Here is a 26,341-nt window from a genome sequence, read left to right on the forward strand (position 1 = left end):
TCTCGTTGGACGCAGTACGAAGAACCGATGAACGAGAGGAGCATTCACATGAAAACCTTTCTCGACCAGGACTTTCTGTTGTCAAACGCGACGGCCGTCACGCTGTATGAGCAGTATGCGAAGGACATGCCCATCATCGATTATCACTGTCATATCAGCCCGGAGCAAATCTATCGGAACCAACCGTTTCGAAACATCACGGACATCTGGCTTGGCGGAGACCACTACAAGTGGCGCCTGATGCGCGCCAATGGCGTGGATGAAGCCTTCATCACGGGCGATGCCAGTGACTACGATAAATTCATGGCGTGGGCCAAGACGGTGCCGATGACCATCGGAAACCCGCTCTATCACTGGTCGCACTTGGAACTGCGGCGGTTTTTCGGAATCGACACTCTGCTGGACGAAACCACCGCGCCAGCGATTTGGGAAAAGACCAATACGATGCTGCAGTCAGATGGGTTCCGCCCCCGGGACTTCATCACCAAATCCAACGTCGAGGTCGTCTGCACCACGGACGACCCAGCCGACACGCTGGAGTATCACGTGAAACTCAAAGACGATCAGACGTTTCCCGTCAAAGTCGTCCCCGCGTTCCGTCCCGACAAAGCCCTGCGCATCACCGCAGACACCTTCGTTCCGTGGCTTCACCAGCTGGAGGAGACCAGCGGCCGTTCCATCCCGGATTATGCGGCGTTGTTGGATGCCCTGACCGCGCGGGCGGAGTTTTTCCATGAAGTGGGCTGCCGCACATCCGATCACGCCCTGGATACGGTACCGTATGAGCCAACGACGTTTGAAGAAGCGGCAGCGATTTTTGAGAAAGCGCTCAAGCACGAGCCCATCAGCTTGCTGGAGGAGAACAAATACCGGACGTATACCCTGGTTTTTCTTGGCAAATTGTACGCGCGGCTCGGCTGGGTGATGCAACTGCACATGCACGCCGCTCGCAACAACAACACCCGCATGTTTCAGCGCCTCGGGCCGGATACGGGCAACGATGCGATGTACGATGGTCAGCTGGCGCTGTCTTTGGGTCAGCTGCTGGACACGCTGGAGCAGGAGGATGGACTGCCAAAGACGATTCTGTACTCGCTGAACCCAAAAGACTTCCCGGTCCTGGCTGCATGGATGGGCAGCTTCCAGGGCGGCGGCATTCCAGGGAAAATGCAACTCGGTGCCGCCTGGTGGTTCAACGACACAAAGGCAGGCATGTTGAATCAAATGCAGGTCCTGGCGGACATCGGGCTCTTGAGCCGGTTCGTCGGAATGCTGACCGATTCGAGAAGCTTCCTCTCGTACCCGCGGCATGAGTACTTCCGGCGGCTGCTCTGTGACTTGTTCGGCCGTTGGGTCGAACAAGGCGAAGCGCCAAACGACATGGCGTTGCTGGGGCAAATCATCCAGGGCATCTGCTACAACAACGCCAAAGCCTACTTCCAGTTTTCGTGATGCGCGAAGCGCGCTGCAGGGCCTCACGCGGTGAGTCGTGAGGCCCTGCAAGCTGGTAGAGGGGTTCACACATTCATGCCCGCGAGCGGTTTAAAGTCTTGGTCGGCGATAAAGCCGTCAAACGCCTCAAAATTGTCGAGCGTGGCGTTCCACTGATTGACAATCACATTACAAAAGCCGTAGACAGAACCATGCCCCTGATTTTGTTTTTGATTGGCGTCCCAACCGCCGCAGATGATTTCGCCAATGAAGACGCCGCTGTTTTGCTGGGATGTGTTCGCATTGATCACGCCGAAGCAAATCACGGACGGCATGTGGCCTCACCTCCGGTCACGGGACAAAAGTTTGATGTCCTGGTCGTGGATGGGGGCGTCTATGACGTCCGAATCGTATACGTAATTGAGGTTCTTCATTTCTCCATTTCGGTTGCCGGAGATGGCGCCGAGGCCGTTGTTCGTCTTCGAGTGGGCATCAAAGCCCGTGATTTTCATGTCTCCGACGTAAATCCCCGAGTTGTTGGTGATGGTTGCCACGTTGACGCTGTCAAATCCGACATGAGTTTCGCGAGAGCCAGAGGCGGACGTTTGATTCTGGTAAATCTTGACGTCTCGGTCGTCGATGGGGGTATCGATCAGGTCGCTGTCGTACACGATGTTGACATTGCGGTACAAGAGGTTGTGGGAATCCACACGGCCAAACCCGTTGTTGCTCTTGGAATGGCTGCTGATTCCAAAGACCACGTTTCGATCAGCAATGTACACGCCAGAGTTTTCCGCAATTGTTCCGACACACACCAGAATTGGTTTGGTCCGGCGTCTGTGACTCATGCCTTCGCCCCCGATACGGGTTTAAAGTCCTGATCGTTCATGACGCCATCGACAACTTCCTGACTGTCAAACACAACGTTGACAGTGTTCGACTCGACGTTGGTGAATCCGTAGACCGCAGCGTGCGCACTATTGATTTTTTGGTTGGCATCCAGCCCTGGGATGGAAATGTCGCCGACAAAGACGCCGCAGTTTTGCTTGCTTACATTGACATGAATGCCGCGAAACGAAATGTAACAGCGCATGCGCATCGTTCCTCTCGATAGATTCGTTGCGCGAATTCGCTGGGGGGCGACTGAACTTGTGTGGAACTATGTTTAGAACACCTTATGCTCGGTTTGACCTGTCTCAGTCCGTGTGCATGCGGTGATTTGCGTTCGCTGTCGGCCAAGCTGCGTCCTAATTTCGGAGGATGTTTCATACATTGGACTCGAACGGGTTTCAGTCCAAATGAAAAGCAGGGATCGACTGTGTGGTTTTGGTCGCGCCATGCCCGGGTCCAACGTGAAACGCTGCAGCGTCTCGATGAACTTTCCGTGCAGTTGCGGGATGTCTTAGACAAGCTGCCTGAACATAAAATCCAAGTGAATGTCCAGAGTCTGCATGTGGATAGAGCGTCGCTGGAGCGGTTGGTATTCCAACTCGACCGTCTGGACATTGAGGAGTTAAGTGGGTCCTTGAACTTGGGAAACAATTTTGGCACGGATGCTGTGCGCGCCAAAAAGCATGTGATGGAAGGAACGAAACAGGAGTCCTCGCGCGAACCACCAGTGTCAGGCCGTGAAGCAAACACGGCGGAATCGGGTGACACGCTGGCAAACGGCACCCGACTTGAGCCGACGGGTCAAGGATTCAAGGTGACACTGCCTTGAGGAGGGACGCAGAAAATGGACAATCATCAACCCGGGCGTGGAACCATGGCAAACGTGCTGTCGCCAACCTTTGTGATTCATTTGATTCGTATCGGTGAGATTGACGGCGCATCATGTCTCAACATGGGAAATAACTGGACATCCGACTTCACAAGTTATAAGAAACACAATCAGGGATTTGGCAGTGTGCACGGCGATAACAACCTGGTTCGAGGCATTCGCAGTTTGCTGAGCGACCCTGACCAAGTCGACCTGCTCGGTGCTTCGGACATGGGAACGGCGGAAGAGTTTATCACGCGCTTGTTTCAAACGGGCGATCGCAAACCGTGATCACTTTCGCATACGAAATGAGGGAGACTGGGTGACAACCTTTATGCTCGGAAAGATTGAGATTGGTACGGTGCGCAATGAATCGAGTGTGCTGCGTGGACGCAATGTCGTTGATGGCCGTGTTTCGAAACAAAAAATCAACGATGGTTTTGGGGCGGTGAAGGGTGGGCGAAACGCTGTCATGGGTCAGCGGGCCTTCGTGGTTGACAAGGATTCCATCGACATGCCGGGCAAATGATTGCTTCGCGTACGTGCAAGGGTTTGGGAGGAGACGGGATTGGCGCAAAACGGAAAAGACAAATCAAACCCATTTGATATGCTCGGAAACTTGGGCGACTTGGGGGATCTCCGAAAATTTTTGGGGCCTGACTTCTTCAAGAACCTTCCCTTGCCAAACATGCAAAACGGGGCATTCTTCTCTGATGCTGCAGATGCTGACGAGGAAGACTTTCCTCGCGTGGATCTGTACGGACGCGGAAGTGACGAAATCATTGCCGTGCTTGAGTTGCCGGGTTTAACCAGCAGCCAGGATGTGAGCCTGTCAGTGACCAGCAATGTTTTGTATGTCAAAGGACAAATCACGTCAAGGTTCAATTTGCGAGACGATACAGTGTTGCTTTCAGAGTGTCACCACGGCCCGTTTGAACGAAAAATAGAGTTGCCAGTCAAGGTACTGGCCGACCAGGTACGGGCCGTGTACCGCAGCGGGCTGCTCATCGTTGACTTGGTTCGAGACAAATCACAAGACCCATCGGACCGGTTGGTGCCTATCGATTTTGATAATGAAGGGAAGACTCCTGCCCCGTAACGGCAAGGAGAGGAGTCTGTGTCAGCTTGCTGGTTCCACCGTTTCATGTTGTTACACGTTCGCCCCGATGATGGGTTTCGCGTCCGCATCATTGATGGCGCCGTCAATGTACTCGAAGCTGTCCCAGTTTACGTTATATTGCATCGGAAGCCAATTGAAGAACCCAAACGTTCCTCCGTGCGTTTGACTCATTTTGCGGTTTGCATCCCACCCGGCAAAATTCCACTCTCCGATGAATGCGCCGGCATTTTGCTGCGGCGTGTTGCACTGCAGGGCTCCAACCAGAATCACGCTTGGCATGATGACCTCCTTTGTTTGACATTGCGCGAAGCGGTGTGCGCCGACGTTACGCGTTGGCCGCTTGGGCTCCTTTCCAATCTGAGTCAAAAATGGTGCCGTCGATGAGTTCGAAGTTGTCGATGTTCACGTTGACCTGTATGGGCAGCGCATTGAAAAATCCCCACGTCCCGGCGTAGGCTTGCGACATTTTGCGGTTGCAGTCCCATCCACCCACATTTCCTTCTCCGAGAAACACCCCGGCGTTTTGCTGCGGGGTGTTCTGCATGATGGTGCCGATCGCGATGAGTGATGGCATATCGTCTGTCCTCCAATCTGTTTCGACATGGAGACCGTATTTCGTAACACCAGTCTATGCGTGCTTGGTCTGTCCGCATGTGAAGGAATTCGTTGTTCCGTCCTCGCAGTTTCGTCTCGATTCCCACACGCGAAAAGGACCTGACGGAATTTCGTGTGTCACCGCTTGCGTGAGCGACGGCGATGCGTCCTTCGCCAGGCGCTGACGATCGCGGTTGAAGTCACGTTGGCCATCGACTTCACGAGGCGGTGGGGTGTTTGCTCCAGCGCCCGCAGCGGGTCCTTGGTTCTCGGACTGACAATGCCTTGAATCGCGTAGTCTCCGATGGACCCCCAGCGCCTGCCCAGGCCGCGTCCCGGCTGGATGCCCCCTTTCACAATCTTGATGAACTGCACGGTCCGCGGGTATCCGAGCGCGGCATCCACGGCGATGACGGTGGCGTTGCGGTGCTTGGCGCGCAGCATGCGGCGGATGGTTGGGAGTTCCAAGGCTGCGACGGGGTGGTGCAAGGTGCCGTACACAGGAATCGGAAGGGAGCGGCGCAGTGCGGACCCTACCATCGGGCCAAACGCATCGCCCGGAACCGCAGGGGTTCCGATGCAGACCACGACAACGTCTTTGTGCGCCGCAAAGATGCGCGCCAAGCGCCGGCTTAACGTCGCCGCAGCCGCTTTGCTTTGGGCATGAACCCGGCATGCATCCACCGTTGTCTCCTCCCATGCACTGGCCGGAATGCTCTTCCAGCCTATGCAGGGCGGTCAACGTTTGACGCGGTCAGCAATGGGTGAGCCAAAGCGAGGTGTTTCCCCGGCGGGCGGACGGCAAGTCGAAAGCGGCCGCCCGGTTCACTGTCCTGGGTCTGCGATGCTGCGTTTGTTATACTGGACAAGGAGGCGGAGCGAATGCCAGAGATGAGTGTGACAGAGTTGGAAGTGCGGTGGGGGGAGTGTGATCCCGCCGGGATCGTGTACCACCCTGCATATTTGGATTGGTTCTCCGTGGCGCGCATGCACTACCTGCGGGAGAACGGAATTTCCTACATGGAAACCTTTCACGACAACGGGATTGTGCTCGTCGTGTTGGAGGCTCGGTGCCGCTACCGGAAGACGGTCCGGGCAGAAGACGTGATCCGCGTGGAAGCGCGCATGGCGGAACGGACGCGGACGCGCATCAAGATGGTGTACCGGGTCTATGACCAGGACGGGAATCTGTGCGGTGAAGGGGAAACGCATCACGCGTATGTGGACGAACAGAACCGCGCAGTCAACGTCGCGAAGCGCGCACCGGAGCTGTGGGCATTGCTGCAGCAATTGCCAGTTGAAAAAGATACATCAAGTGATTGACGAGCCTAGGGAGCCTGTGTTAAGATAGGCGATGTCGCCGCGGCGAAGCAGCTCGATGTGAGAGCAGTGCAAGGCGCGAATCCGCAGGCAAGATGAGCGGCTGTAGCTCAGAGGGAGAGCACTACCTTGACACGGTAGGGGCCACAGGTTCGATTCCTGTCAGCCGCACCATAGGAGAACTTTGAATATCCACAGCCCAGGTTTGGGTTGTGGGTATTTTTATGGTCGTCATCGTCAAACCGAAAGCGCGTCGGCTGGCCTGACTGGGCACACGACGGGGCGGATGGCACCGCAGGGGACATAGATGGGCCCGCATGCACATATATCATATCAACTGAATCGGTGATGGAGCTCACCATCAACCGCCGCGCGGTCGGCTAATGGCTCCTGCGAACGTTGATTTGTGTTCGCAGGAGTTTTGTTTCGATACGAAGAGACGTCGGGAGGCGAGACGGTGACTTATTTGGCACTTGTCGTGGGCGGCGTTGTCGGCGGGGTGCTGCGTTACGCCGTGGATGCATGGATGCCCGTACATACGTTTCCGCTCAGTACACTCTGCGTCAACCTGTTGGGCGCTTTCGCCTTAGGGCTGCTGTACGGTTTGGCGCAAACGCGCGCCCTGCGTGATTGGCTGCGGGTCGGTTTGGGGGTGGGGGTGATTGGCTCGTTCACCACGTTTTCGACGATGATGCTGGACCTCGCGCAGTGGGCGTCGGGACACGTCGGCTGGGCTGCCTTGTATACGTTCGTCAGTATGGCGGGGGGACCCTTGCTCGCGTTTCTTGCAGAGCGCGCCGTCCTGGTGTTGATGCGCCGTCCTGCGGATGTGGAGGAACTTTCCGCATGAGTGCCGTCAACCCGTTGCTGGTTGGGGGCGGTTCGGCAGCCGGGGCCTTGGCTCGCTATGTGCTTGGCCATGCAGTTGCGAGGGTGAACACGAGTCAATTTCCGTGGAGTACGTGGATCATCAACATGGCAGGCACGTTTCTGCTCGGCTTGTTTTTCGAGGAATTTACGGTGCTGCGTCATGACACGGACTTGTGGCTGGTCCTGGGCGTGGGGTTTTGCGGCGGCTTCACCACCTTTTCCACCCTGTCGGTTGAGGCGGTTCATCTGCTGCGCAGCCGTGTGATCCTGGGCATCGTGTACCTGATGAGTTCGTTGGCGATTGGCTTGTTTCTCGCGTGGGTCATCCAATTTTGGTTTTAACCGCGTAAGACGAGTCATGCGCGGATACGGTGGAAAAGTCCCAACCCATACTGTGAATACAGGGTTGGGGGGCTGCGGGACATGGCATCCTGGATGTTTGGCGTTCTCATCGGACTGTCTTCCAATTCGGAAACCATGGGTTTTGGGACCCTGTTGCGAGACAATACGTATCGGTCCTGGTGGTTGTATGCCTCCATTGCGCTGTTTTCCACCTGTACATGCGCATTTGGGGCGGCCACGGGGTTTCGAGTGGTCCGCATCCTTGGGGCCGCCGCGTCCAGTCTGATGGGGTCCATGGCCTTGATCGCGATCGGCATGTGGATGCTGGTTCAGGTGTGGTGGGCACGTTCGGAAGCTGCACCGGACGTACTTGCTGGTTTTCGTGTTGGATTTAATGAAGCGATGTTCGTGTTTCTGGCGCAGGGCTTGATGGAACTCACCGTTGGTTTGGGTTCAGGATTTCTCCAACTGCATGTCGCCAGTGTGGCGGTGTCCGCCGGCGTATTCAGTTTCCTGTCTTTGTGTGTCCCCCGGCTCGTCAAGCTGCCCATACGGAAGCGTTGGGGACGGGATGCTGTGCTCTGCGCTGGCGTTGTGCTGATTCTTTTGGGCCTGTGTTTGTAGCAGCCGGCGGGTCACACGCATTCCGGTGCTGGCCAGCAAGATGCCGCCCGTGAGGGTGGACGCCATATAAAGGAGCGCGAGGCAGGGGGCTGTGGATGCAAGTTGCTGCGCATCGTTGGCAAAGCCCGAAAACGTCGTGAACGAGCCGATGAATCCAACACACATCCCCGCATTGAGCCACGCGGGTGAAGGTCGCTTCGCGAACAGTTCCGTGACGATACCCAGTGCCAGTGAACCAGTCAGGTTGACAGCAAGGGTCCCACAGGTGCCCAGGGTTTCCAATGGCAAGCGAAGCATTCCGGCGATGGCCCCCATGATGACGACAGCGATAAGGTTCATGGCTCCTGACCTCCTTGTCTCAAAAAAATGGCTGCTGCGAAGACGGATTCGCAGTAGCCATTATCCTTTCGGACGTTGTGGTGAGCTACATCACCGATTCAGTTACTCCACTGTATGGCGGAATGGCTTGTACTTTGCACGACAGGTGCCTATTTCCATTTTGGAATTCTATGAAATGATCTTTTTATGTTATAGTTTGAATGAGTCAACGAGAGAGACGGAGGTATCAAAGCCGGCGGGGTGTCTTTGAGACACCAAGCGGTGGAGGGGAGGGGAAGGTTGATGAAACGCGGTGAGACAAAGGCGGCCTGGTCTTGGCTGCGCACGATTTTCATGGTCATTTCCGTGCTCGGCATGCTGCTTGCGACGCCTGCTGCGGCATATGCATCGACGACCAGCTCCGGTCCGGCGAGCCACGGCAGGGGTGGCGGCCACGGCGGGGGTGGCGGCCACGGCGGGGGTGCCGGCGGGCCCAGCGGCGGCGGCGGACAGAGCGGCGGTGGCGGTACAGTCGATGGGCCTGAGGTGCCGTTCGCACTGGTGCTGCCTGTCGCGTTGCTGGGTGTTGCTTTCGTGGTGTACAAAAGAAGGATGAAGCCGGAGTGACGAATGCGTCTTGGCAGAAGGTGAGACGGTTCGAGCGGCTCGGATTTGTCTGGGTCCTTGCGAGTATCATCCCGGTGGCCCCTTATGCAATCCCTTTGTTTCAAGGTTCACTCTCCGATTCTCCGCGTGCCTACTTGGCCTGGATTCCTGTGTTAGGCTTCGGATGGGCGTTGTGGAACTTGCGGCAAACGAGTGTCCGTGTACCAAAGACTTCACAATCCATTCCAGGAATCCCGTTGACCATCGTCACGGGATTCCTGTTGTTCGCTGGGCGATTCCTGTGGCCGCATACCTTGGTTGGCGACGACGTCGGGCTGTTGCTGTGGCCGCTGTGGTCCTTGGGGTTGTTCTGGGTGTTGTTCGGGGTACGGGCCACGCGCTTGATTTTTGCCCCGCTGTGCTATCTCTGTCTCGTGTGGCCGCCTGTTTTTTTGCGGATTCTCTCCCTCGTGAATCCGCCGCTCCAGAACGTTGTGGTCCGCATTTTTACATGGATGAGTGACGGGGTTTCCTGGATGCGCCCGGGGCTGCAGCCGGATGTGTTTGACGTCACCTGGGGTGTCAACAATGTCACGCATGTGGTCGTCACGCAGGCTTGCAGCGGCTCCGACAGCATCTTGGCCATGGTCATTCTGTTTCCCGTGGTGCTTGTCCTGTTTCCCATCCCGCTTCGCAAGAAACTGGTGCTGGTGCTGGGGGGCGCAGTCCTCGTATTTGTCGGCAATCTCTTGCGGCTGGCCATCATCCTCTTTGCCCTTCACCAGTTCGGACTGTGGTTTGCGTTCAAAATTCTGCATCCCTTGCTCGGAACCGTCCTGTTTTTGCTGGTCGCGAGCGGGCTCCTGGTGTTTGGAACGCGGCGTCAGCTGCGTGCACCGCACAAGCATGCGCATGCAACAAGTGCCGCTGCCCGAGAGGCGGGTGCCACGGTGCGGGACTCCGGTGCCGCTGGGTGCGTAACGAGTATCGCCCCGCAGGCCTGGCCCCCCGTCTTTGCGGCAGGGCTCGCCGTGCTGCTGTCGATCGGGCTGTTTCCGATGTATCTGTGGTCGACCGGGACCGAGCTGAGGCCGCGGTCGTTGCCGAGCCGTGATTTGTCGACCTTGCTGCCGGCCCTTCCCGGCTACGGCTTGCAGCGTGTGGATGACCCTGGGGCACAGGCGAAGGGTGTTCGCCCGCTGGCGGCGCGGTACGTGTCTGCATCGGGATCGCCCGCCATCACCGTGTCACTGCGGTGGGCAAGCAGTCAAGCGGCCCGCGGGCGGGGATTCCCCGACCCACTCCTCCAAGCTGGAGACACCGTGCTCCGTCAGGAGGAAGTTTCCGTTCAGCGAGGCATTTCAGGCACCGCGTATGAGGTTGCGCGACGTTCACCGGACGGCGCCATGACGCAGCGGGTCGATACCGTGTTCTGCTATGATGTCGTTTATCAGTATCGGCGGGGTGTGGTCGAGGTGGCTGTTCAGAGCGCAATGCAGCCTGATGGCCGGCCCGGCGAGGGGAGTCCGCTCCGCGTGTTCGAGGAGCGGTTCGGGTCTGCGCCGGCCAGCTGACGAGCCGTTGGTCAGGACAGTTGCATCATTTCGTGATGCAGCTGCGTGTACATCAAGGCTTCTGACTTCGCGATGTCGGCGCCGACACGATACATGGTGTCCAGGTCCTGTTCGCGAGTGTACTGCACGAGAATGTCTTTGCAGAGCTGGTAGTGTCGTGGCTCATGTTCATCCGCGTGAACATCCCAGAAGCGTAGATCCAGCGGGCGCTGATTGTAGTTTGGGTGCCTGAATCCGTTGGCAATGTCACCCATCACGGTTCCGGCAAACAGTTCGGAGCCGAGCCCAACAGCGGCCATGGCCTCAAGCGGTGTGGCTCGACGGAAAAAGTTCAAAAAGGTTTCGATCGCGGTTGACACAGCTGTAGACATGGGTTCGACAGGGACGCCGTGCTGGTCCAGCGCCACCGTCGGGTAGATGGAGAACAAGAATGTCTTATACAGCTGTTCGTGGGATTTTCCCGGTACGCCGCGTCCAGCTTCGTCCCACAAGTTATCGGCGAGGGGCACCCACCAAGTGTCCAGCGGTGCCATCGCTGCGATGGCAGCGCCGAGCACGCGCGGAAAGTTCCGGCTGTAGTACGCATATTGAACGGCAAAGTACTGAACTTGGGGCATCGTGTATGTACCATTTCGTAACGTGCGAAGGAATACACCATCCAGGAATTCTTCCTGTACCAACTGCGTCATTGCGGTTTCCACGTCTTCGTAATGCTGAAACACAAGTCTTCCTCCTCAACGAGTTCTTTCAACAGAATACAACATCGAAACGTCGATTGCCCGTTTCAGGGGTCAAGCGTTCCTCACCGAAACCACACACTTTGTGCATCACCTTTCAACTGGTGGCGGAAGACGCTCATCCGCTGAAACAGCCTGTGTCGATGAATGTGCGCGGGACAGGCGGGCTGGTCATGCGCGCAGCCCGCGCCTGAGTTCCTCCAAACGATAGTAGGAGTCTCGCCACAAGAGACCACCCCGCCGTTTGAGCAGGAACATCGCGCGGAGGAAGGCGAACACATAGAGCATGAGGGCGACGGGCAGAAGGATAATGTGGTAGAGAGGGAAGCGGAGATACCGGAGAACCAGTGCGTCCACCCCGAGGAGGAGAAGCAGCGCGCCCATGCACAGCCCCCCAGACACACTGCCGAAGGCAGCCCCTGCCGAGGCGCCCATTGAGGGGGCCAGTCCAGCACGCACCGCGATCTCGAACATCACCCCCGCGTACAGTCCGCCAAACAACAGGATGAGTGCAGCCATGTCCAGGAGGAGCAGCGCAGCCGAGTAACGCATTGCGGCCAGCGGGGCCTTCTCCATGCCGCGCAGCATGTCCCCGAACGACGAGTACCACTGGATTTCGATGAACGCGTCCGCCAAGGCGAAGCATTGACGGTACCCAGCCTTCTTCACCAGTTTGCCGAGGTAAATGTCGTCGTCTGGCCGAAGCCGCATCGCTTGGTGGGTGCCCGCCGCGTGGTACACGGCGCGGCGGAGCAGATTGAACGCACCGATGCCCGTATACGCCCCGCTGCGCTTGCGGATCGCGTAATGTGGACGCGCGAAGAGCAGGAGCATCAGCGCAAAGAACCCTGTCAGCAAGCGGAGAGCCGTTCCATGCGATGACACCCTGGGCGCGACGGTGAGATGGTCGAGTCGGTGGCGTTCTGCGAACGAGACAGCACGTTCGACGGCATCCGGGTGAAAGTACACATCCGCGTCCGCGAACAACAGCCAGTCGCCAGATGCGGCCCTGGCGCCAACGTAGAGAGCGTGATTTTTGCCAATCCAGCCGTCGGGCAGGGTGTGAATCGCGATCGGCCGGATGTTCGCCCACGGCCAGCGGCGGGCCGCCTGACGGACTTGGCCCGCCGTCGCGTCGTTGGAGCGGTCATCGACGACAATGATTTCACGCAGCGGCACCGACTGACGCACCAGTGATGCAAGGGTTCGCTCTATCGTCTGCTGCTCATTGCGCGCCGCGATGATCACGCTGACTCGCCCCGCGCGTTCCGCCCGTGCCTCGATATTCTCCATGTCGTTGTGTATGCTGGTGGAGGATCCGGTGGACATCGCCTTCGCGATGGCCGCGGAATGGGCGGCGGCTGGAACATCAGGCGCGCAAGAGGCTGTCCCCGGCGTTCGCGGCGCAGGACGGGACGGCGGAATGGTGGGTATGCGCAAAATACCTGGAAGATTATAGAATACAATCACAAACCAGGCGATCGCGATGATCGCACACAGCATCGTGACGGTTCCCATGATTGGCGCCCCCCTGCATGTTTATGGTACGACGGTTGGTGCAACAGGGCAATCGGCATGGGGGCAAGGGCGCGATGCGGATCGAGGGCAACGGAGGGGAGTCTCATGACGCGAGGATTACAGGGCAGGGTCGTGGTCCTGACAGGAACGCGGAAAACGGCGGAAATGGAAGCGCTGGTGCGCAAATTGGGCGGAGAACCTGTGATGCGTCCCCTGCAAGGCACAGAGTCTCTCGACGCTGCGCACTTGGCTTCCGAACTGGGCAAGTTGCTGGACAAGCGCTACGATTGGCTGGTCTTCACCACGGGGGTGGGATTCCAGGAGTTGTACGACCAGGCAAAGGAACAAGGGCGTGAGGCGGATTTCCTCGTGGCGCTGAACACCGCGCGCGTCGCCGTTCGCGGGTACAAAACGGCACGCTGCTTGAACGCGCTGCAGGTACCCATCGCGGTTCGCGACGACGACGGCTCCACGTTGAGTCTGCTGTCTGGGATGAACAACCTGGGCCTTGCGGGGACCTCAGTAGCGTTGCAGCTGCACGGCGTACCCTCCCCGGACCTGGTGCAGGCTTTGTCGGAGGCCGGTGCCGCCGTACAGACCATCTTGCCGTATCGGCACGTGCCGCCGGCGCCAGAGACGCTGCGGGCGTTGATCACCGAGATCACGACGGGCCGCGTCGACGCGGTGACGTTCACCAGCGCGCTGCAGGTGCGGTTTCTGTTGCAGTTCGCCGCAGCAGAAGGGCAGACCGAAGCGCTGCTGCGGGCATTCAGCGCGCCGGTCGTCGCCGCGGCGGTGGGCAAAATCACCGCGCGTGAGCTGCAGCAGGCGGGCGTCGGGCGTGTGGTGACCCCGCAGGAGGAACGCGTCGGCGCGATGTTTGTGGCGCTCGCCGAGTACTTTGGCGGGGGAGCGGATTAGAAGGCGGGGATTGGATTGGGCGCGTGGCGGGCGGATGTGACGGCGGGATTGAACGGCGGGATTGAACGGCGGGATTGAACGGCGGGATTGAACGGCGGGATTGAACGGCGGGATTGAACGGCGGGATTGAACGGCAGGATTGAACGGCGGGATTGAACGGCAGGATTGAACGGCAGGATTGAACGGCAGGATTGAACGCGTGGCGGGCGGATGTGACGGCGGGATTGGACGGCGGGATTGGACGGCGGGATTGGATGGCGGGATTGGATGGCGGGATTGGATGGCGGGATTGGATGGCGGGATTGGATGGCGGGATTGGATGGCGGGATTGGATGGCGGGATTGGATGGCGGGATTGGATGGCGGGATTGGGTACGTTTTCTACCTTATTCCCGCAAAAGGAGGATACCCCTCCCGGGGTATTTTCATCAAGTTTAGCCCATGAAATCCAAAATGTAGAAATTAAGCAGGCCCAAGGACATCCTGAGCCTGTTTGTGTAATCCATATATAGGGTATAAAGAATAATCATGGGTGTCCCATGCCGGGGCTGGGGGACGATAGGGAGCATTTCGTTCCCAATTTCGATCCCGATCGTTTCGGCTACCCCTCCCCCCCCCGGGCCAAGGCGTCTGAAACATAAGCGAGTGGTGCATGGGCTGAAAATGCCCTCCCCCTCCGCCGCCAAGGTGCTCCACGGATCTGTCGACGGCATCCATGCCATCCGTGCCGTCCAGTTCCTACTTCGCAGTCACGATCCGCTCGTAGGCCGGGCGGTCAAAGCCCAGCACCACTTCTTCGTCTGTGACGAGAACGGGGCGCTTCAGCAGTTTGCCGTCGGTCGACAAAAGGTCCAGCCACTCGGCCTCGCTCAACTGTTTGTCGGCCAGGTTCAGTTCGCGATATCGTGTGCCCTTCGTGTTGACGAATGGCAGGACACCCTCGTTACGTTTGGCGATCCACGCTTTCAGCTGCTCGACCGACGGCGGGTTCTGGACGAAGTCCTGAAAGGGCACGTCCACGCCGTGATCGGCCAAAAACTTGTGCGCGTTGCGACAGGTGGAGCACTTCTTGTATCCATAGAATTCCATGGGGCTGCCTCCTCGTGCTTCATCGCTTACTTTCTGCTGTCCATTTCTCGAACGTTCTCTAGAGAGAAAGTGGGCACGGCACCATCAGGGTGCTCGCTGAAGACAATATACCAAAGCCTCGCCTCTGAACTAAACCCCGCGCCGCGCTGTCCCGTGCGCATTGGAACCCTGCGCCGGCCGCGCCCCCATCCCGCACCGGGCCCGCATCCCGCACCGGGCCCCCATCCGGGCCCCCATCCGCGTCCCCATCCGCGCCCCCATCCCGCACCGGGCCCCCATCCGGGCCTGTCAAAACGCCGGGCCCGTGAACACCCGCCCCGTTACAATCCCGCATCGCGGACACCCTGCTGCAGGAGGTACATCTTGTGATACAGGCCGCCCGCCTGCAGCAGTTCCTGGTGTGTGCCGCGCTCCACAATCTCGCCCTGATGCAGCACGAGAATCAAGTCCGCGTCCTGAATGGTGGACAGCCGGTGGGCGATCGCGATGGTTGTCCGCCCCTTCCGCATCTTCGCGAGGGCCGACTGGATGGCTTCCTCCGTCTCCGTGTCCACGCTGGCGGTGGCTTCGTCGAGGACGAGGATGACGGGATCGATGGCCATTGTGCGCGCGAACGACAGGAGCTGGCGCTGGCCGGTCGACAACGTTGCGCCGCGTTCGCCAATCGGGGCATTGTATTGCCCGGGCAACTTGCGAATGAAGGTGTCCGCTTGGACAAACTCGGCCGCCCGCACCATGTCCTCGTCTGTGACAAAGTCGTTGCCCAGTTTGATGTTGGAGGCGATGGTCCCGACGAACAGGAACGGATCCTGCAGCACCAACCCAACCTTGCGCCGCAGTTCTCCATCACGATACGTCATCAGGTCCGCGCCATCGATGCGAATGTGACCGCGATCGACAGGGTAGAAGCGCATCAGCAGGTTGATGATGGAGCTCTTTCCGCTGCCTGTGTGGCCGACCAGGGCGACCGTCTGACCCGGTTCGGCCACGAACGAGATGTGCTTGAGCACATCGGTTTTGCCATCGTAGGAGAACGTCACATCATCGAATTCAACACGCCCTTGGGTAATGGTCGGAGCGTTCGGCGCCGCCTGGGCTGCTGCCAAATCCAGCGCGCGGGTCGCGGCCGTGCCGACCGCCGGACCCTCCGCCGCGTGCGCCTCCATCGGCCCCTCCTCCACCGGGCGCGGCGCAAGGGTGTCGTCGTCCAGGATGCGAAAAACGCGCTGTGCGGAGACCATCGCCTGCTGGAAGAAGTTCAGACGCATCAGCATCGCGTTGACGGGTTCAAAGAACCGGTCGAGGTAATTGACGAAGGCGTACAGCACGCCGATGTCGATGGCGTGGGCGAACGACCGAAACCCGAAAAACGCCATCACCAGCATCAGCGTGCCCATGTAGACGACGTCCATCAGCGGCCGCAGCAACAGGGCGTTCAATTGCATGTTGCGGTAGCGTGCGCGGCGGTAGGACTCGTTGACTTCGCCAAACTCCTGACGCAGGCGGCGCTGCTGCCGCATCGCCTGAATGACGTACATCCCCTGCAGTGATTCGTTCAACTTGGCGTTCAAGAATGACAGACGCTGCCGCGACAGGTGGAAGACCGGCGAGGTGACTTTGCGATACAGCCACATGATGCCGAGAATCACCGGCAAGAGCAGCAGACAGTACGTGGCCAGGCGCACGTTGAGGACGAACATCGACACCATGATGCCGATGAGCACCGCAATGTTCTGCACGAACGTTGAGAGTACGGTCATGAACATTTGCAGGATGGCTTCCGTGTCGTTGGTCACGCGCGACACCAGGACGCCGACCGGCGTTCGGTCGAAGAAGGCGAGCGCAAGGGTCTGCAGCTTGTCGAACAGTTCCACGCGCAGCCGCTGGATGATGTTCAAGGCCAGCGTCTGAAAGAGGAGCAGCTGCCCGACATTGAGCGCGGACGTGAGAAATATCAGCAGCACATAACCGACGCCCATCAGGAGCAGGGGCCCCTCCACAAAGTGGCGGGGAATCAAGTCGCGATCGAGAAATACCTTCACGAGAATCGGCTGCACGACGTCGGTAGCGGTCGCGAGGATGAGCAGGAGCAGCCCCAGGACAAGCTGCTTCCGATGCGGCAGCATGTAGCGAAGGAGGCGTGTCAAGGTGCCGCGATCGGTCTTTGGAATCACGGATTCAATCTCTACACTCAACCGGACACACCTCGCTCTACCAAGGCTTCTAACTGCTGCCGCCGGTACATATCGGCGTACCAGCCGTCCGCCGTCAGCAGCTGTGCGTGGGTCCCTTGTTCGACCACCCGGCCTTCGTCCAGGACGATGATTTGGTCGGCGTGTTCCACTGCGCTCAAGCGGTGGGTGGCAATCAGCGTGGTCCGATGGACTCGATTTCGCCGCAATTCGTCGAGGATGTGTGTCTCTGTGCGGGCGTCGACCGCGGACAAGGTGTCGTCCAAGAGCAGAATTTCTGCGTCGAGCAGGAGCGCCCGGGCGATGGAGATGCGCTGTTTCTGGCCGCCAGACAGCGTGACGCCGCGTTCGCCGACGACCGTGTCATACCCCTTGGCAAAGCGCAGGATATCGTCGTGGACACAGGCGATTTTCGCGACGCGCTCAATCTCCTCCCGCGTCGCACCCGGTTTGGCGAAGGCGATGTTGTCTGCGATGGACGCCGAGAACAAAAAGTCATCCTGCGGCGCATAGGCAATCGCCCCGCGCAGTGCGTGCAGTGTGACATCGTAAATGGACGTCCCGCCAATCCAGATGTCGCCGTCGGTTACGTCAAACTCCCGCAGCAGCAGCCGGAGCAAGGTGCTCTTGCCGCACCCGGTTCGGCCGACGATGCCCAGGGTCTGGCCCTGACGGATGGTCAGGTGTACGGCTTCCAGTGCGGACGCAGCGGCATCCGGGTACTGAAACCGGTGGACCGCAAAGACCACGTCACCGCTTGGCACGCGTTCAAGCGCACCCGCCCGGTCGTACACGTCCGCCTTCACGGCGAGCAGGGCTTGGATGCGTCCGTACGAGGCTCGTCCGCGCTCCACCGTGTTAAACAGAAAGCCGAGCGCCATCATCGGCCAGACCAGCTGTCCGATGTACATCGTAAAGGTGGTCAGCTGCCCAATGTTCAACTGGTGATGCACGACGAAGACCGCGCCAATCGCGATGGACAAAAAGTAGGACACGCCCACGATGGCGGACACGGTGGGGTCAAACAGTGCATCGATGCGCGCCACGGCGACGTTCTTGTCCACAACGTCCTGCGACAGCGCGACAAAGTTCTCCCGCTCCCACGCTTCCTGTCCAAACGCGCGCACCACGCGCACGCCTGTGATGTGCTCCTGCACGCGGTCGTTGATGTCCGAAAAGGCCGCCTGGGCTTTGAAAAACCGGTCATGCAGCAATTTTCCGTAGCGGCTGACCGTCAGGGCGATGACCGGCAACGGCAGCAACGCGAGCATCGTGAGTTTCCAGTTGATGACGATGGCCATCGTCGCGATCACGACGCCGCCCGTCGTAATGGAGTCGACCAGCGTGAGAATGCCGTCTCCAGCCGTTTCCTGGACGGCCTGAATGTCATTGGTCGCATGTGCCATCAAGTCGCCGATACGCTTTTGATGATAGAACTGCGGCGACATGTTGGTGAAGTGCTCATAGAGGGTGGCACGCAGGTCGGTCGCGAGCTGGATGGAGCCGCCGTACAAATACATGCGCCACCAGTAGCGAAGGACATACGTGGCCAGCGCAGTCGCAGCGATGGCCAGGATGCCCTGCCACAAGTGCGCGCGGGTCAGGGTGTGGCTGCCAAACTGGTTGACCAGGATGCCGACGACGCGCGGTGGGACGAGTCCAATGATGGAGACGAGCATGAGCAGCCCGACGCCGGTGATGTACCGCGTTCGATGTTTTTTGAAAAACCACATGAGGTCGAGAAAAACTCGCAACCCAATCGTCCTTTCCGAGAGACTCAGGAGAATCAGAAAAATTGAAATGCGTGCGGACGGGTGATGCAGCAGGGTGGGGCAGAGCAGGATGAAGGGCTCCGAACAAGGCGGCCCTGTGCGAATTGTGGGCAGCCTCGTTCGGACGCGCAGATTATTGTGGATCGGCGACTTTCACCAGCTGCTTCCCGATGTTTTCGCCGCGGAACAGACCGAGAAAAGCGTCCGGGACGTTCTCAAATCCTTCCACGATGGTCTCTTTGTACTTGAGTTGGCCGGCGCGTACCCAGCTTGCGAGATGCCGAATCGCATGGGGGAATCGAGGCTGGTAGTCTGTGACGATGAAGCCTTTCATCAGCGCTCGGTGCACCACCAGCTGCGACAGCAGCCGCGGCCCCATCTCAGGTTTTGCCAGGTTGTAGAGCGCAATCTGTCCGCAGACAGGAATTCGCGCATCGTCATTGATGCGAAGCAGTACCGCATCGGTCACGGTGCCGCCGACGTTGTCGAAGTACACGTCGACGCCGTTCGGGCATGCTTCCTTCAGGGCGGTGTGCAGGTTCTGGGTCTTGTAGTTGATGGCCGCGTCAAATCCGAGTTCTTGAACCAGGTACTCGGTTTTCGCGTCCGAGCCCGCAATGCCGACGACGCGGCACCCGCACAACTTCGCGATCTGACCCACGGTCATGCCGACAGCACCAGCCGCGCCCGAGACGACGACCGTTTCACCCGGCTTCGGCTGCCCGATGTCAAACAGGCCAAAGTACGCCGTAAGCCCCGTGGTGCCAAGCACGCTGAGGTAGGCGGTCATCGGCGCGATGGACAAATCAAGCTTGCGGATGCCGTGGCCGTCCGACAATCCGTAGCGTCGCCAGGGGAGGCGTCCGAACACAATGTCGCCAACGGCGTACCGGTCGTGACGGCTCTCGACCACTTGGGCAACCGCCTCGCCTTCGAAGGACTTCCCGACTTCAAACGGCGCAACGTACGATTTTGCGTCACTCATCCGCCCGCGCATGTAGGGGTCGACGGAAAGGTACAGCAGCTTCAGCACAACTTGTCCATCGCGCGGTGTCGGCATGTCGATGTCGACAAACTGAAACGTTTCCATCGTGGGCATGCCAATCGGGCGTGCGGATAGACGGATCTCGCTGTTCTGAATGGACATGGGAACCTCCTTCCGACCCTGCAGCAGGGTTGCTGCTGCGGCACAGTGTCCGCCGGTCCTGGGTCGACTCGATTCTTTCATCATACCGATTGTGGTGGGAAATTGTCTACCTTGATTTGACAGCGCGACGTCCGGAAATCTCCGCGCATGTACGTTGACGTCTGCCGCATTCGACGGTCAACGACGGGGCATACGATCGCATGACAGCCCGTGCGGTTGGCGGCGGTCGGCGGGGGAACTTGAAAGGATGTCAAGCGAAGGCACGACTGGAGAAGTGATACAACCTTCATCACTGTATGAAAACGACGCGCCATGTGTGACAAGTCTTTGCACTGGCAATCGCCGCGCCAACACCGCTGAGTCGTGCCGCGGGTATATCTCCTTTTCACTTCGTCCAATACTGTCTGAGAGACCAGATTTGCCCAGGGAGGACTGGTGGCTGTGCACACCCTAGAAATACGGTCAACGATCTCGTCCGCAGCACTCTCTCAGGTACTGATGAAAGATGGATTTGAAGTGACTGGGGTGGAGTCTGACAGCAAACGGCTGATTGTCGCCTGGGGACCTGACGGTGAGTCGCAGCTGGCGGCGTCCGTCGCGTCATTTTTGTTGCAGGATTGGCTGCATGGATGGATTCAACAACGGATGGAGGCGGCGTATTCGTTTTTGGATGAAGAGGAGCGCGAATATGTGTCCCTCCTCACCTTCCACGCGGTCCGCAAACATTGGAACGATGATGGCGATCTGCCGTCGCAGGAGACCATCGCGTCCCTCCTGTTGGAGGCTCTGACCAAGTCACTTTATCACGACGTGCCGCTGAACCTGGATGCGTTTGTGCGGTTTCGCATGCGGGATGCACAGAAAGAGATAGACGGCGCCATCCAGACGATGGTCGACCAGTTTCTAAACGACCGTGAATACGAGGAATTTGTCGCGATGCTGCGCTATATGCTGGATGCGCAGCCGAGGACGGAGCAAACCCTGCACCTGTTTTGCTCGGACGAACGCGTCTGGCTCTGCGACGCCAGCGGCGAGTTGATTCGCGATGCGGAAGTCACCACCGCCGCGTACACGGTATCAGAAGGGGAAGAGGTCAACAGCGAAGACCTCGCGATGAGCATCCTCATCATGCGTTCGCCGTGCAGCATCGTGATCCACGACATCACGTCGGCGGCGCCATGGCCGAGTTTCTCGGAGACGGTCGAGCGCGTGTTTCTGGACCGTGCGGCTCGCTGTGACCATTGTTCCACCTGTCAGGAATTGATGCGCGCCGCCCGCGCCGGGCACACCGGGCACACCGTGGAAGACGTTGACGCCTCTGACGTCCGAGGAGAGGCGGGTTCGGCGGGGGTTCCGCGGGGCGGTTCGCTCCCTTGACAAGCATCCTGGGACTTCGCTATAGTATCCGCTATAGTGTATCGGTTGTGAATTGAACAGCTTCAGCGTTGCGGAAAGACGCGCCCGGATGCGCGTTCGTGCCAGAGAGGAAGCGCCGTTGGCTGCAAGCGTTTCTCACGAATTCATCAGGGACACCACTTTCCAAGCTGCTGTCAGGAATCGCGTCCGTCCCAGTGCCCTTTGGGCATGCACAGCGGACTTCGCGTGAAATGACAGCCGGGGCGTACGTTATACGCGCATTGAGGGTCACGCCTGGCTGGTGTGCGCACGAAGAGCTGCCAGTGCCGGGGTGTGGTCGAATGTGGGTGGAACCACGGGAGCAGCGCCTCTCGTCCCAGTTGGGACGGGGGGCTTTCTGTTGTTCTGGCGCTGAAGTGTACAAGGACTCATAAAAGGGGACTGAAGAGCATGCAGGAAGTGAAGCAGCAAGTCAAAGCGAGACTCAAAGACGGGTCCGAGCGCATCTATGACGCAGGCACCACGTTCGCCGACATCGCCGCGTCCATCAGCGCCGGGCTGGCCCGCGAGGCAGTCGCGGCCAAAGTGAACGGAAAGGTCCTCGACTTGTCGCGCACGCTCGATGAGGATGCCGACGTCGAACTGCTGACCCTGCGCGACCCGGAAGGCGTGGATGTCATGCGCCACACCTGCGCGCACGTGATGGCACAGGCCGTTGCGCGGGTGTTTCCGGGCACCAAGTTTGCCATCGGGCCGGTGATTGAGAACGGCTTCTACTACGATTTTGCCGATCACGACTTTACACCGGACGACCTTCCGCGCATCGAAGCCGAGATGCAGAAGATAATTAAGGAAGACTTTCCGGTGATTCGCGAAGTCATCAGCAGGGACGAGGCCTTGGCGATGTTTCGGGCGCGGGAAGACCGGTTCAAGGTCGAGATCATCCAGGACCTGCCTGCGGCTGAAACCATCACCATCTACAAACAGGGCGAGTTCGTCGACCTCTGCCGCGGGCCGCACTTGCCGTCGACCGGGCGCATCAAGGCCTTCAAGCTGATGTCCATCGCGGGCGCCTATTGGCGCGGTGACGCCAGCCGTGAGATGTTGACCCGGCTGTACGCGGTGGCATTCGCGAAAAAGTCCGAGCTTGAGGAATACCTGAAGCGGCTGGAAGAGGCCAAACAGCGCGACCATCGGCGGCTTGGCAAGGAACTGGAACTGTTTATGTTCTCCGAAGAAGCGCCTGGCATGCCGTTTTATCTGCCAAACGGGCTCATCATCCGCAATCAGCTGGAGGCGTACGAGCGCTCCCTGCAGGTGGCCGCCGGCTACCAGGAGGTGCGCACACCCATCATCATGAACCAGCGGCTCTGGGAGCAGTCCGGTCACTGGGGACACTACCAGGAGAACATGTACGTGACGCGTGTCGACGAAGAACTGTTCGCGATGAAGCCGATGAACTGTCCGGGGCACATGTTGATCTTCAAGCACAAGCAGCGGTCATACCGTGATTTGCCGCTGCGCATCGCGGAGTATGGTCAGGTACACCGCCATGAGTTAAGCGGCACCTTGGGCGGGATGATGCGGGTGCGGACGTTTACCCAGGACGACGCCCACATCTTCTGCCGGCCGGACCAAATCGAATCGGAGATTCAGGGTGTCCTGAAGCTGGTCGAGACCATCTACGGCGTGTTCGGATTCTCCTACCATATGGAGTTGTCGACTCGGCCGGAGGATTCCATGGGTTCGGATGAACTGTGGGAACAGGCGGAGAGCGCCCTCAAGCGCGCACTGGAGGGGGCGGGTGTGGCGTACCGCATCAATCCGGGGGACGGCGCGTTTTACGGGCCGAAGATTGACTTCCACGTGCGGGACGCCATCGGCCGCACCTGGCAGTGTGCCACCGTTCAGTTGGATTTCCAGATGCCGGAGCGCTTCGACCTGAGTTACGTGGGCGCCGATAATGAGCGGTATCGTCCGGTCGTGATCCACCGTGCGATTTTCGGGTCCGTCGATCGGTTCATCGGCATTTTGACCGAGCACTTTGGGGGCGCGTTCCCGGCCTGGCTTGCGCCGGTGCAGGTGCGCGTGCTGCCCGTGGGTGCGGATTACGTCGACTATGCAGACAAAGTTGCGGGGACGCTGCGTGACGCAGGGTTTCGGGTCGAAGTGGATGCGCGCTCGGAGAAAATCGGCTACAAGATTCGCGAGGCGCAGGTGTTGAAGACCCCGTATACGCTGGTGGTCGGCGAACGCGAACAATCGGAAGGCAGCGTCAGCGTCCGCCGCTACGGCACAGGCGACCAGGGGCAGATACCGCTGGGCGACTTTGAAGCCCGGCTGCGCGACGAGGTCGACCGCAAGGCGCTCCTGGTGGGTTCGCAGATGCAGTGATCTATAGTGCTGAAATTTGAGCACAGGATGCCACAATGTTGCCGCTTGAGTCCGCTTGCCTTGACACACCGTTGTTTGTTCGTTACAATAGGCTGGAAATCGAGTGTAACGATATCCAAGTAGAAGCATCGCGCTTCTCACCTTGTGGGCTGACGCCGACGGGTTCATAATTCCAGTCAAGTGCGGGGCGTGTCGCGAGGCGGCGCCTTGTCGTGATGGATGCATGGGGCGCGAACTGAGTTCGCGCTTTTTTTGACCCTAGCGGAGGTTTTTGGACCATTTTTGGAGGTGACACGATATTAGCAAAGACGACTTTCAAGTGAATGACGGGATTCGCGCGCGGGAAGTTCGCGTCATTGACGAGGACGGAACGCAACTCGGCATCATGCAGCTGCGGGATGCGCGCCGAATTGCAGAAGAGAAGAACCTGGACCTGGTGAATGTCGCGCCGACCGCTCGACCGCCGGTTTGCCGGATTATGGACTACGGCAAATTCAAGTACGAGCAGAGCAAGAAGGAAAAGGAAGCTCGGAAGAACCAGAAGGTTGTGTTGTTGAAAGAAGTTCGGATGACGCCGAACATCGAAGAACACGACTTCCAGGTGAAACTCAAAAACGTCATGAAGTTCCTTGCTGAGGGAGATAAGGTAAAGGTCTCCGTTCGGTTCCGTGGACGTGAAATCACGCATTCGTCCATCGGCCAGCAGGTTTTGATGCGACTTGCCCAGGCAGCTTCAGAACAAGCCATCGTAGAGCGGTTTCCAAAGCTGGAAGGGCGCAGCATGGTCATGATTCTGGCTCCGAAGCAGCCCAGCGCGTAAACATCGTGATTCGCTTGGGAGCATCGCGCGGTGCCAGCGGGGCCCGCACACATCCGTGAACGTAGTGGACACATCACGAAATGGAGGACATTTCAATGCCAAAGATGAAGACACACAGCGGCCTGTCGAAGCGCGTGAAGAAGACAGCATCCGGCCAGTTGAAGCGCGCGCACGCGTTTGCCTACCATAAAGCTGCTGCCAAAACCCCGAAACGCAAGCGCCATCTGCGCGGCACCACATTGGTTTCGCGCGGCGATACCCGCCGCATCAAGCAGATGATTGCGTACGTGAAGTAATCCTGTACATCGGTGCAGGCAGACGGTCCGTCTGCTGCGCAACAACACCAGTGGCCGCTTCCCTGGCGGAGGACGAGCCCGCGTCGTGGATGAAAGATTCCGCTGCGCAGAAGGACAAAGGAGGATTTTACAATGGCACGTGTAAAAAGCGGCATGGTGACACGCCGTCGGCATAAACAAATTCTGAAACTCGCGAGGGGGTATCGCGGCTCCAAGCACCGGCTGTTCAGAACCGCCAAGCAGCAGGTCATGAAGTCCCTGATGTACGCGTACCGCGACCGTCGGGTCCGCAAGCGTGATTTCCGTCGGCTGTGGATTCAGCGCATCAACGCCGCTGCCCGCCTGAACGGCCTGTCCTACAGCCGGTTGATGTACGGACTGAAGCTGGCCGGAGTCGAAGTGAACCGCAAGATGCTGGCTGACCTGGCCGTTGCGGATTCCCAGGCATTCACCGAGCTGGTGAACGTCGCCCGTACCAAACTCGACGCCTGAGGACACGGTCCATGTGGTGGGGGTTCATCCACCGCTGCGAACGTCGCAGGCGGAGCCTGCGTCCTGGTCTGGTGTCGATTCATACAGGTTCAAACTCCCGGTTGCATTGCGGCCGGGGGTTTTCATACGCAGGAGGGCTCATGATTGTATCTCGAATCACCGCAAAACCCGAAAATTCACCGCTGGAGCCAGCTCAAAGCGAAAAAGGGCCGCCAGACCCACGGCGCCTTTCTCGTCGAGGGCAGCAGACTCGTGGAGGAGTGCCTTCGTTCTTCCTTTGAAGTCGAGGCGGTGCTGTGGGATGTGGGGACGGACGAACTGCCCGACCCGCTGACGGAGGCGGCCATGCAACGCGGTGTGCCCGTCATCGAAGTTGCGCCTCGTGCCTTCGCGGAAGTGTCCGACACCGTGACCTCGCAGGGTGTCATTGCGGTCGCCAAACTTCCAAACGCCGCCCTGCCGCCCGGGCAGGCGTCGTTCTGCGTGGCCCTCGATGGCGTTCGTGATCCGGGAAATGTCGGCACGCTCCTGCGCAGCGCCGATGCGTTCGGTGCAGATGCCGTCTACTGCGGCACAGGCACGGTCGATCCGTTTTCGCCAAAGGTCGTCCGGGCGTCCATGGGCGGGATTTTTCGGTTCCCGGTGCACCACGGCGACTCTGTGGCCCTGATTTCATCATGGCGACAGGCGTGGCCAGAGGGACAGGTGGCGCTCGCGGACGCGCACGCCGACATGGACTGTGACGCGCTCGACTTTTGCCGTCCGACACTCATCTTGGTCGGCGGGGAGGCGTTTGGCGCGTCGCCGGAAGCCGCGGCGCTGGCGACGGTCAAGATTCGCATCCCGATGACCGGCATGGCCGACAGCCTCAATGCGGCCATCGCTGGCTCGGTGCTGCTGTATGAGGCAAACCGTCAGCGGCGCGCACAGGCGTAGCCGCAGCCAGGCGTGAAATGCATCGTGCCGGTGCGGTATACTGCCGTAAGAGGAACTGTACGGATGCGGTTCGGAGGCCGGCCGCGTAACGAAGGCGGTCGCATCCGGATGACC

Annotated in this window: 30 protein-coding genes, 1 tRNA gene, 1 pseudogene and 1 riboswitch; of the genes and pseudogenes, 19 read left to right on the plus strand and 13 right to left on the minus strand. The window is 59.1% G+C overall.

The window, feature by feature from the left end; all coding sequences use genetic code 11:
• The first annotated feature begins 48 nt into the window (after nt 1-48).
• Nucleotides 49-1,452 (plus strand): glucuronate isomerase, encoded by a 1,404-nt coding sequence (gene uxaC / locus JI721_RS12485; RefSeq protein ID WP_274455200.1) that lies wholly within the window; start codon nt 49-51, stop codon nt 1,450-1,452.
• A gap of 65 nt (nt 1,453-1,517) precedes the next feature.
• Here the strand turns inward: uxaC and JI721_RS12490 are convergent, their stop codons facing one another.
• The 3 genes from JI721_RS12490 to JI721_RS12500 are packed head-to-tail and all read right to left on the minus strand — an operon-like array spanning nt 1,518 to nt 2,524.
• Nucleotides 1,518-1,766, minus strand: a complete 249-nt coding sequence (locus tag JI721_RS12490) for a hypothetical protein (protein WP_274455201.1) — start codon at nt 1,764-1,766, stop codon at nt 1,518-1,520.
• A gap of 6 nt (nt 1,767-1,772) precedes the next feature.
• A complete protein-coding gene (locus tag JI721_RS12495; protein ID WP_274455202.1) occupies nt 1,773-2,279 on the minus strand; it encodes a hypothetical protein in 507 nt (168 codons plus the stop codon).
• Nucleotides 2,276-2,524, minus strand: a complete 249-nt coding sequence (locus JI721_RS12500) for a hypothetical protein (protein WP_274455203.1) — start codon at nt 2,522-2,524, stop codon at nt 2,276-2,278. Before JI721_RS12500 ends, JI721_RS12495 begins: the two co-directional genes overlap by 4 nt.
• A gap of 225 nt (nt 2,525-2,749) precedes the next feature.
• Here JI721_RS12500 and JI721_RS12505 point away from each other — a divergent pair, with 225 nt between their 5' ends.
• The 4 genes from JI721_RS12505 to JI721_RS12520 are packed head-to-tail and all read left to right on the plus strand — an operon-like array spanning nt 2,750 to nt 4,289.
• Nucleotides 2,750-3,151 (plus strand): hypothetical protein, encoded by a 402-nt coding sequence (locus tag JI721_RS12505; RefSeq protein WP_274455204.1) that lies wholly within the window; start codon nt 2,750-2,752, stop codon nt 3,149-3,151.
• 15 nt (nt 3,152-3,166) lie between these two features.
• The gene (locus JI721_RS12510; protein ID WP_274455205.1) at nt 3,167-3,481 is read left to right on the plus strand and encodes a hypothetical protein; all 315 of its coding nucleotides are present in this window, start codon (nt 3,167-3,169) and stop codon (nt 3,479-3,481) included.
• Between the two features lie 31 nt (nt 3,482-3,512).
• Nucleotides 3,513-3,719: a hypothetical protein gene (locus JI721_RS12515; protein ID WP_274455206.1), complete on the plus strand. Its 207-nt coding sequence runs from the start codon at nt 3,513-3,515 to the stop codon at nt 3,717-3,719.
• A gap of 39 nt (nt 3,720-3,758) precedes the next feature.
• Nucleotides 3,759-4,289, plus strand: a complete 531-nt coding sequence (locus tag JI721_RS12520) for an Hsp20/alpha crystallin family protein (protein ID WP_274455207.1) — start codon at nt 3,759-3,761, stop codon at nt 4,287-4,289.
• Nucleotides 4,290-4,340: 51 nt separating this feature from the next.
• Here the strand turns inward: JI721_RS12520 and JI721_RS12525 are convergent, their stop codons facing one another.
• From JI721_RS12525 to yyaC, 3 genes are all read right to left on the minus strand, one after another.
• Entirely contained in the window at nt 4,341-4,589 is a 249-nt protein-coding gene (locus tag JI721_RS12525) for a hypothetical protein (protein ID WP_274455208.1), read from the minus strand.
• 46 nt (nt 4,590-4,635) lie between these two features.
• A complete protein-coding gene (locus tag JI721_RS12530; RefSeq protein WP_274455209.1) occupies nt 4,636-4,884 on the minus strand; it encodes a hypothetical protein in 249 nt (82 codons plus the stop codon).
• A gap of 158 nt (nt 4,885-5,042) precedes the next feature.
• Entirely contained in the window at nt 5,043-5,588 is a 546-nt protein-coding gene (gene yyaC / locus JI721_RS12535) for a spore protease YyaC (protein ID WP_274455210.1), read from the minus strand.
• A 198-nt stretch (nt 5,589-5,786) separates the two neighbouring features.
• Between yyaC and JI721_RS12540 the strand changes: the two genes are divergently transcribed.
• The 5 genes from JI721_RS12540 to JI721_RS12560 all read left to right on the plus strand — a co-directional run bounded on the left by JI721_RS12540 (nt 5,787) and on the right by JI721_RS12560 (nt 8,060).
• The gene (locus JI721_RS12540) at nt 5,787-6,227 is read left to right on the plus strand and encodes an acyl-CoA thioesterase (RefSeq protein WP_274455211.1); all 441 of its coding nucleotides are present in this window, start codon (nt 5,787-5,789) and stop codon (nt 6,225-6,227) included.
• A gap of 96 nt (nt 6,228-6,323) precedes the next feature.
• Nucleotides 6,324-6,398, plus strand: a tRNA-Val gene (locus tag JI721_RS12545).
• 161 nt (nt 6,399-6,559) lie between these two features.
• A riboswitch (Fluoride riboswitch) is annotated at nt 6,560-6,624 on the plus strand.
• Between the two features lie 57 nt (nt 6,625-6,681).
• Complete coding sequence (locus tag JI721_RS12550; protein WP_274455212.1) at nt 6,682-7,074, plus strand: FluC/FEX family fluoride channel; 393 nt, start codon at nt 6,682-6,684, stop codon at nt 7,072-7,074.
• Nucleotides 7,071-7,436: a fluoride efflux transporter FluC gene (locus JI721_RS12555; protein ID WP_274455213.1), complete on the plus strand. Its 366-nt coding sequence runs from the start codon at nt 7,071-7,073 to the stop codon at nt 7,434-7,436. The genes JI721_RS12550 and JI721_RS12555 overlap by 4 nt, the downstream gene beginning before the upstream one ends.
• Nucleotides 7,437-7,517: 81 nt before the next feature.
• Nucleotides 7,518-8,060 (plus strand): manganese efflux pump, encoded by a 543-nt coding sequence (locus tag JI721_RS12560; RefSeq protein ID WP_274455214.1) that lies wholly within the window; start codon nt 7,518-7,520, stop codon nt 8,058-8,060.
• A gap of 78 nt (nt 8,061-8,138) precedes the next feature.
• On the opposite strand, the pseudogene JI721_RS17310 reads toward JI721_RS12560, so the two are convergent.
• Nucleotides 8,139-8,399, minus strand: a pseudogene (locus JI721_RS17310) (FluC/FEX family fluoride channel); the annotation flags it as partial.
• Between the two features lie 282 nt (nt 8,400-8,681).
• Between JI721_RS17310 and JI721_RS12565 the strand changes: the two are divergent.
• Together JI721_RS12565 and JI721_RS12570 are read left to right on the plus strand one after the other, a co-directional pair.
• Nucleotides 8,682-9,005, plus strand: coding sequence for a hypothetical protein (locus tag JI721_RS12565; protein WP_274455215.1), 324 nt, complete (start codon nt 8,682-8,684; stop codon nt 9,003-9,005).
• Complete coding sequence (locus tag JI721_RS12570) at nt 9,002-10,558, plus strand: exosortase/archaeosortase family protein (RefSeq protein ID WP_274455216.1); 1,557 nt, start codon at nt 9,002-9,004, stop codon at nt 10,556-10,558. The genes JI721_RS12565 and JI721_RS12570 overlap by 4 nt, the downstream gene beginning before the upstream one ends.
• An 11-nt stretch (nt 10,559-10,569) precedes the next feature.
• Here JI721_RS12570 and JI721_RS12575 read toward each other — a convergent pair whose 3' ends face one another.
• Nucleotides 10,570-11,280 (minus strand): iron-containing redox enzyme family protein, encoded by a 711-nt coding sequence (locus tag JI721_RS12575; protein ID WP_274455217.1) that lies wholly within the window; start codon nt 11,278-11,280, stop codon nt 10,570-10,572.
• Nucleotides 11,281-11,466: 186 nt separating this feature from the next.
• Nucleotides 11,467-12,813 (minus strand): glycosyltransferase family 2 protein, encoded by a 1,347-nt coding sequence (locus JI721_RS12580; RefSeq protein WP_274455218.1) that lies wholly within the window; start codon nt 12,811-12,813, stop codon nt 11,467-11,469.
• A gap of 105 nt (nt 12,814-12,918) precedes the next feature.
• On the opposite strand from JI721_RS12580, the gene JI721_RS12585 reads away from it, so the two are divergent.
• A complete protein-coding gene (locus JI721_RS12585) occupies nt 12,919-13,734 on the plus strand; it encodes a uroporphyrinogen-III synthase (protein ID WP_274455219.1) in 816 nt (271 codons plus the stop codon).
• 737 nt (nt 13,735-14,471) lie between these two features.
• On the opposite strand, the gene JI721_RS12590 is transcribed toward JI721_RS12585, so the two are convergent.
• The 4 genes from JI721_RS12590 to JI721_RS12605 all read right to left on the minus strand — a co-directional run bounded on the left by JI721_RS12590 (nt 14,472) and on the right by JI721_RS12605 (nt 19,933).
• On the minus strand, nt 14,472-14,822 hold the full coding sequence (locus JI721_RS12590) for an arsenate reductase family protein (RefSeq protein ID WP_274455220.1): 351 nt from the start codon (nt 14,820-14,822) through the stop codon (nt 14,472-14,474).
• A 320-nt stretch (nt 14,823-15,142) separates the two neighbouring features.
• Nucleotides 15,143-16,948 carry an ABC transporter ATP-binding protein gene (locus tag JI721_RS12595; protein WP_274457847.1) on the minus strand — a complete coding sequence of 602 codons (1,806 nt, stop codon included), beginning with the start codon at nt 16,946-16,948 and terminating at the stop codon, nt 15,143-15,145.
• Nucleotides 16,949-17,013: 65 nt separating this feature from the next.
• Nucleotides 17,014-18,768, minus strand: a complete 1,755-nt coding sequence (locus tag JI721_RS12600) for an ABC transporter transmembrane domain-containing protein (protein ID WP_274455221.1) — start codon at nt 18,766-18,768, stop codon at nt 17,014-17,016.
• A gap of 151 nt (nt 18,769-18,919) precedes the next feature.
• Nucleotides 18,920-19,933, minus strand: coding sequence for an NADP-dependent oxidoreductase (locus tag JI721_RS12605; RefSeq protein WP_274455222.1), 1,014 nt, complete (start codon nt 19,931-19,933; stop codon nt 18,920-18,922).
• Nucleotides 19,934-20,374: 441 nt separating this feature from the next.
• Between JI721_RS12605 and ytxC the strand changes: the two genes are divergently transcribed.
• The 6 genes from ytxC to JI721_RS12635 all read left to right on the plus strand — a co-directional run bounded on the left by ytxC (nt 20,375) and on the right by JI721_RS12635 (nt 26,227).
• Nucleotides 20,375-21,310 carry a sporulation protein YtxC gene (ytxC, locus tag JI721_RS12610; protein WP_274455223.1) on the plus strand — a complete coding sequence of 312 codons (936 nt, stop codon included), beginning with the start codon at nt 20,375-20,377 and terminating at the stop codon, nt 21,308-21,310.
• 429 nt (nt 21,311-21,739) lie between these two features.
• On the plus strand, nt 21,740-23,683 hold the full coding sequence (thrS, locus tag JI721_RS12615; RefSeq protein WP_274455224.1) for a threonine--tRNA ligase: 1,944 nt from the start codon (nt 21,740-21,742) through the stop codon (nt 23,681-23,683).
• A gap of 298 nt (nt 23,684-23,981) precedes the next feature.
• Nucleotides 23,982-24,503: a translation initiation factor IF-3 gene (infC, locus tag JI721_RS12620; protein ID WP_274457849.1), complete on the plus strand. Its 522-nt coding sequence runs from the start codon at nt 23,982-23,984 to the stop codon at nt 24,501-24,503.
• Between the two features lie 95 nt (nt 24,504-24,598).
• Nucleotides 24,599-24,799 (plus strand): 50S ribosomal protein L35, encoded by a 201-nt coding sequence (rpmI, locus tag JI721_RS12625; protein WP_274455225.1) that lies wholly within the window; start codon nt 24,599-24,601, stop codon nt 24,797-24,799.
• A gap of 132 nt (nt 24,800-24,931) precedes the next feature.
• Nucleotides 24,932-25,291 carry a 50S ribosomal protein L20 gene (rplT, locus tag JI721_RS12630; protein WP_274455226.1) on the plus strand — a complete coding sequence of 120 codons (360 nt, stop codon included), beginning with the start codon at nt 24,932-24,934 and terminating at the stop codon, nt 25,289-25,291.
• A gap of 144 nt (nt 25,292-25,435) precedes the next feature.
• Nucleotides 25,436-26,227 carry a TrmH family RNA methyltransferase gene (locus tag JI721_RS12635; protein ID WP_274455227.1) on the plus strand — a complete coding sequence of 264 codons (792 nt, stop codon included), beginning with the start codon at nt 25,436-25,438 and terminating at the stop codon, nt 26,225-26,227.
• Nucleotides 26,228-26,341 lie beyond the last annotated feature (114 nt).

It is taken from the genome of Alicyclobacillus cycloheptanicus (assembly GCF_028751525.1).
GTDB classification, from domain to species: Bacteria; Bacillota; Bacilli; order Alicyclobacillales; family Alicyclobacillaceae; genus Alicyclobacillus_L; species Alicyclobacillus_L cycloheptanicus.

Bases quoted from the DNA above. Each gene is read 5' to 3' on its own strand.
- uxaC (WP_274455200.1), top strand. From the start codon at position 49: ATGAAAACCTTTCTCGACCAGGACTTTCTGTTGTCAAACGCGACGGCC.
- JI721_RS12490 (WP_274455201.1), bottom strand. From the start codon at position 1,766: ATGCCGTCCGTGATTTGCTTCGGCGTGATCAATGCGAACACATCCCAG.
- JI721_RS12495 (WP_274455202.1), bottom strand. From the start codon at position 2,279: ATGAGTCACAGACGCCGGACCAAACCAATTCTGGTGTGTGTCGGAACA.
- JI721_RS12500 (WP_274455203.1), bottom strand. From the start codon at position 2,524: ATGCGCTGTTACATTTCGTTTCGCGGCATTCATGTCAATGTAAGCAAG.
- JI721_RS12510 (WP_274455205.1), top strand. From the start codon at position 3,167: ATGGACAATCATCAACCCGGGCGTGGAACCATGGCAAACGTGCTGTCG.
- JI721_RS12525 (WP_274455208.1), bottom strand. From the start codon at position 4,589: ATGCCAAGCGTGATTCTGGTTGGAGCCCTGCAGTGCAACACGCCGCAG.
- JI721_RS12530 (WP_274455209.1), bottom strand. From the start codon at position 4,884: ATGCCATCACTCATCGCGATCGGCACCATCATGCAGAACACCCCGCAG.
- JI721_RS12540 (WP_274455211.1), top strand. From the start codon at position 5,787: ATGCCAGAGATGAGTGTGACAGAGTTGGAAGTGCGGTGGGGGGAGTGT.
- JI721_RS12555 (WP_274455213.1), top strand. From the start codon at position 7,071: ATGAGTGCCGTCAACCCGTTGCTGGTTGGGGGCGGTTCGGCAGCCGGG.
- JI721_RS12560 (WP_274455214.1), top strand. From the start codon at position 7,518: ATGGCATCCTGGATGTTTGGCGTTCTCATCGGACTGTCTTCCAATTCG.
- JI721_RS12565 (WP_274455215.1), top strand. From the start codon at position 8,682: ATGAAACGCGGTGAGACAAAGGCGGCCTGGTCTTGGCTGCGCACGATT.
- JI721_RS12580 (WP_274455218.1), bottom strand. From the start codon at position 12,813: ATGGGAACCGTCACGATGCTGTGTGCGATCATCGCGATCGCCTGGTTT.
- JI721_RS12585 (WP_274455219.1), top strand. From the start codon at position 12,919: ATGACGCGAGGATTACAGGGCAGGGTCGTGGTCCTGACAGGAACGCGG.
- JI721_RS12590 (WP_274455220.1), bottom strand. From the start codon at position 14,822: ATGGAATTCTATGGATACAAGAAGTGCTCCACCTGTCGCAACGCGCAC.
- JI721_RS12595 (WP_274457847.1), bottom strand. From the start codon at position 16,948: ATGCTGCCGCATCGGAAGCAGCTTGTCCTGGGGCTGCTCCTGCTCATC.
- JI721_RS12605 (WP_274455222.1), bottom strand. From the start codon at position 19,933: ATGTCCATTCAGAACAGCGAGATCCGTCTATCCGCACGCCCGATTGGC.
- thrS (WP_274455224.1), top strand. From the start codon at position 21,740: ATGCAGGAAGTGAAGCAGCAAGTCAAAGCGAGACTCAAAGACGGGTCC.
- rpmI (WP_274455225.1), top strand. From the start codon at position 24,599: ATGCCAAAGATGAAGACACACAGCGGCCTGTCGAAGCGCGTGAAGAAG.
- rplT (WP_274455226.1), top strand. From the start codon at position 24,932: ATGGCACGTGTAAAAAGCGGCATGGTGACACGCCGTCGGCATAAACAA.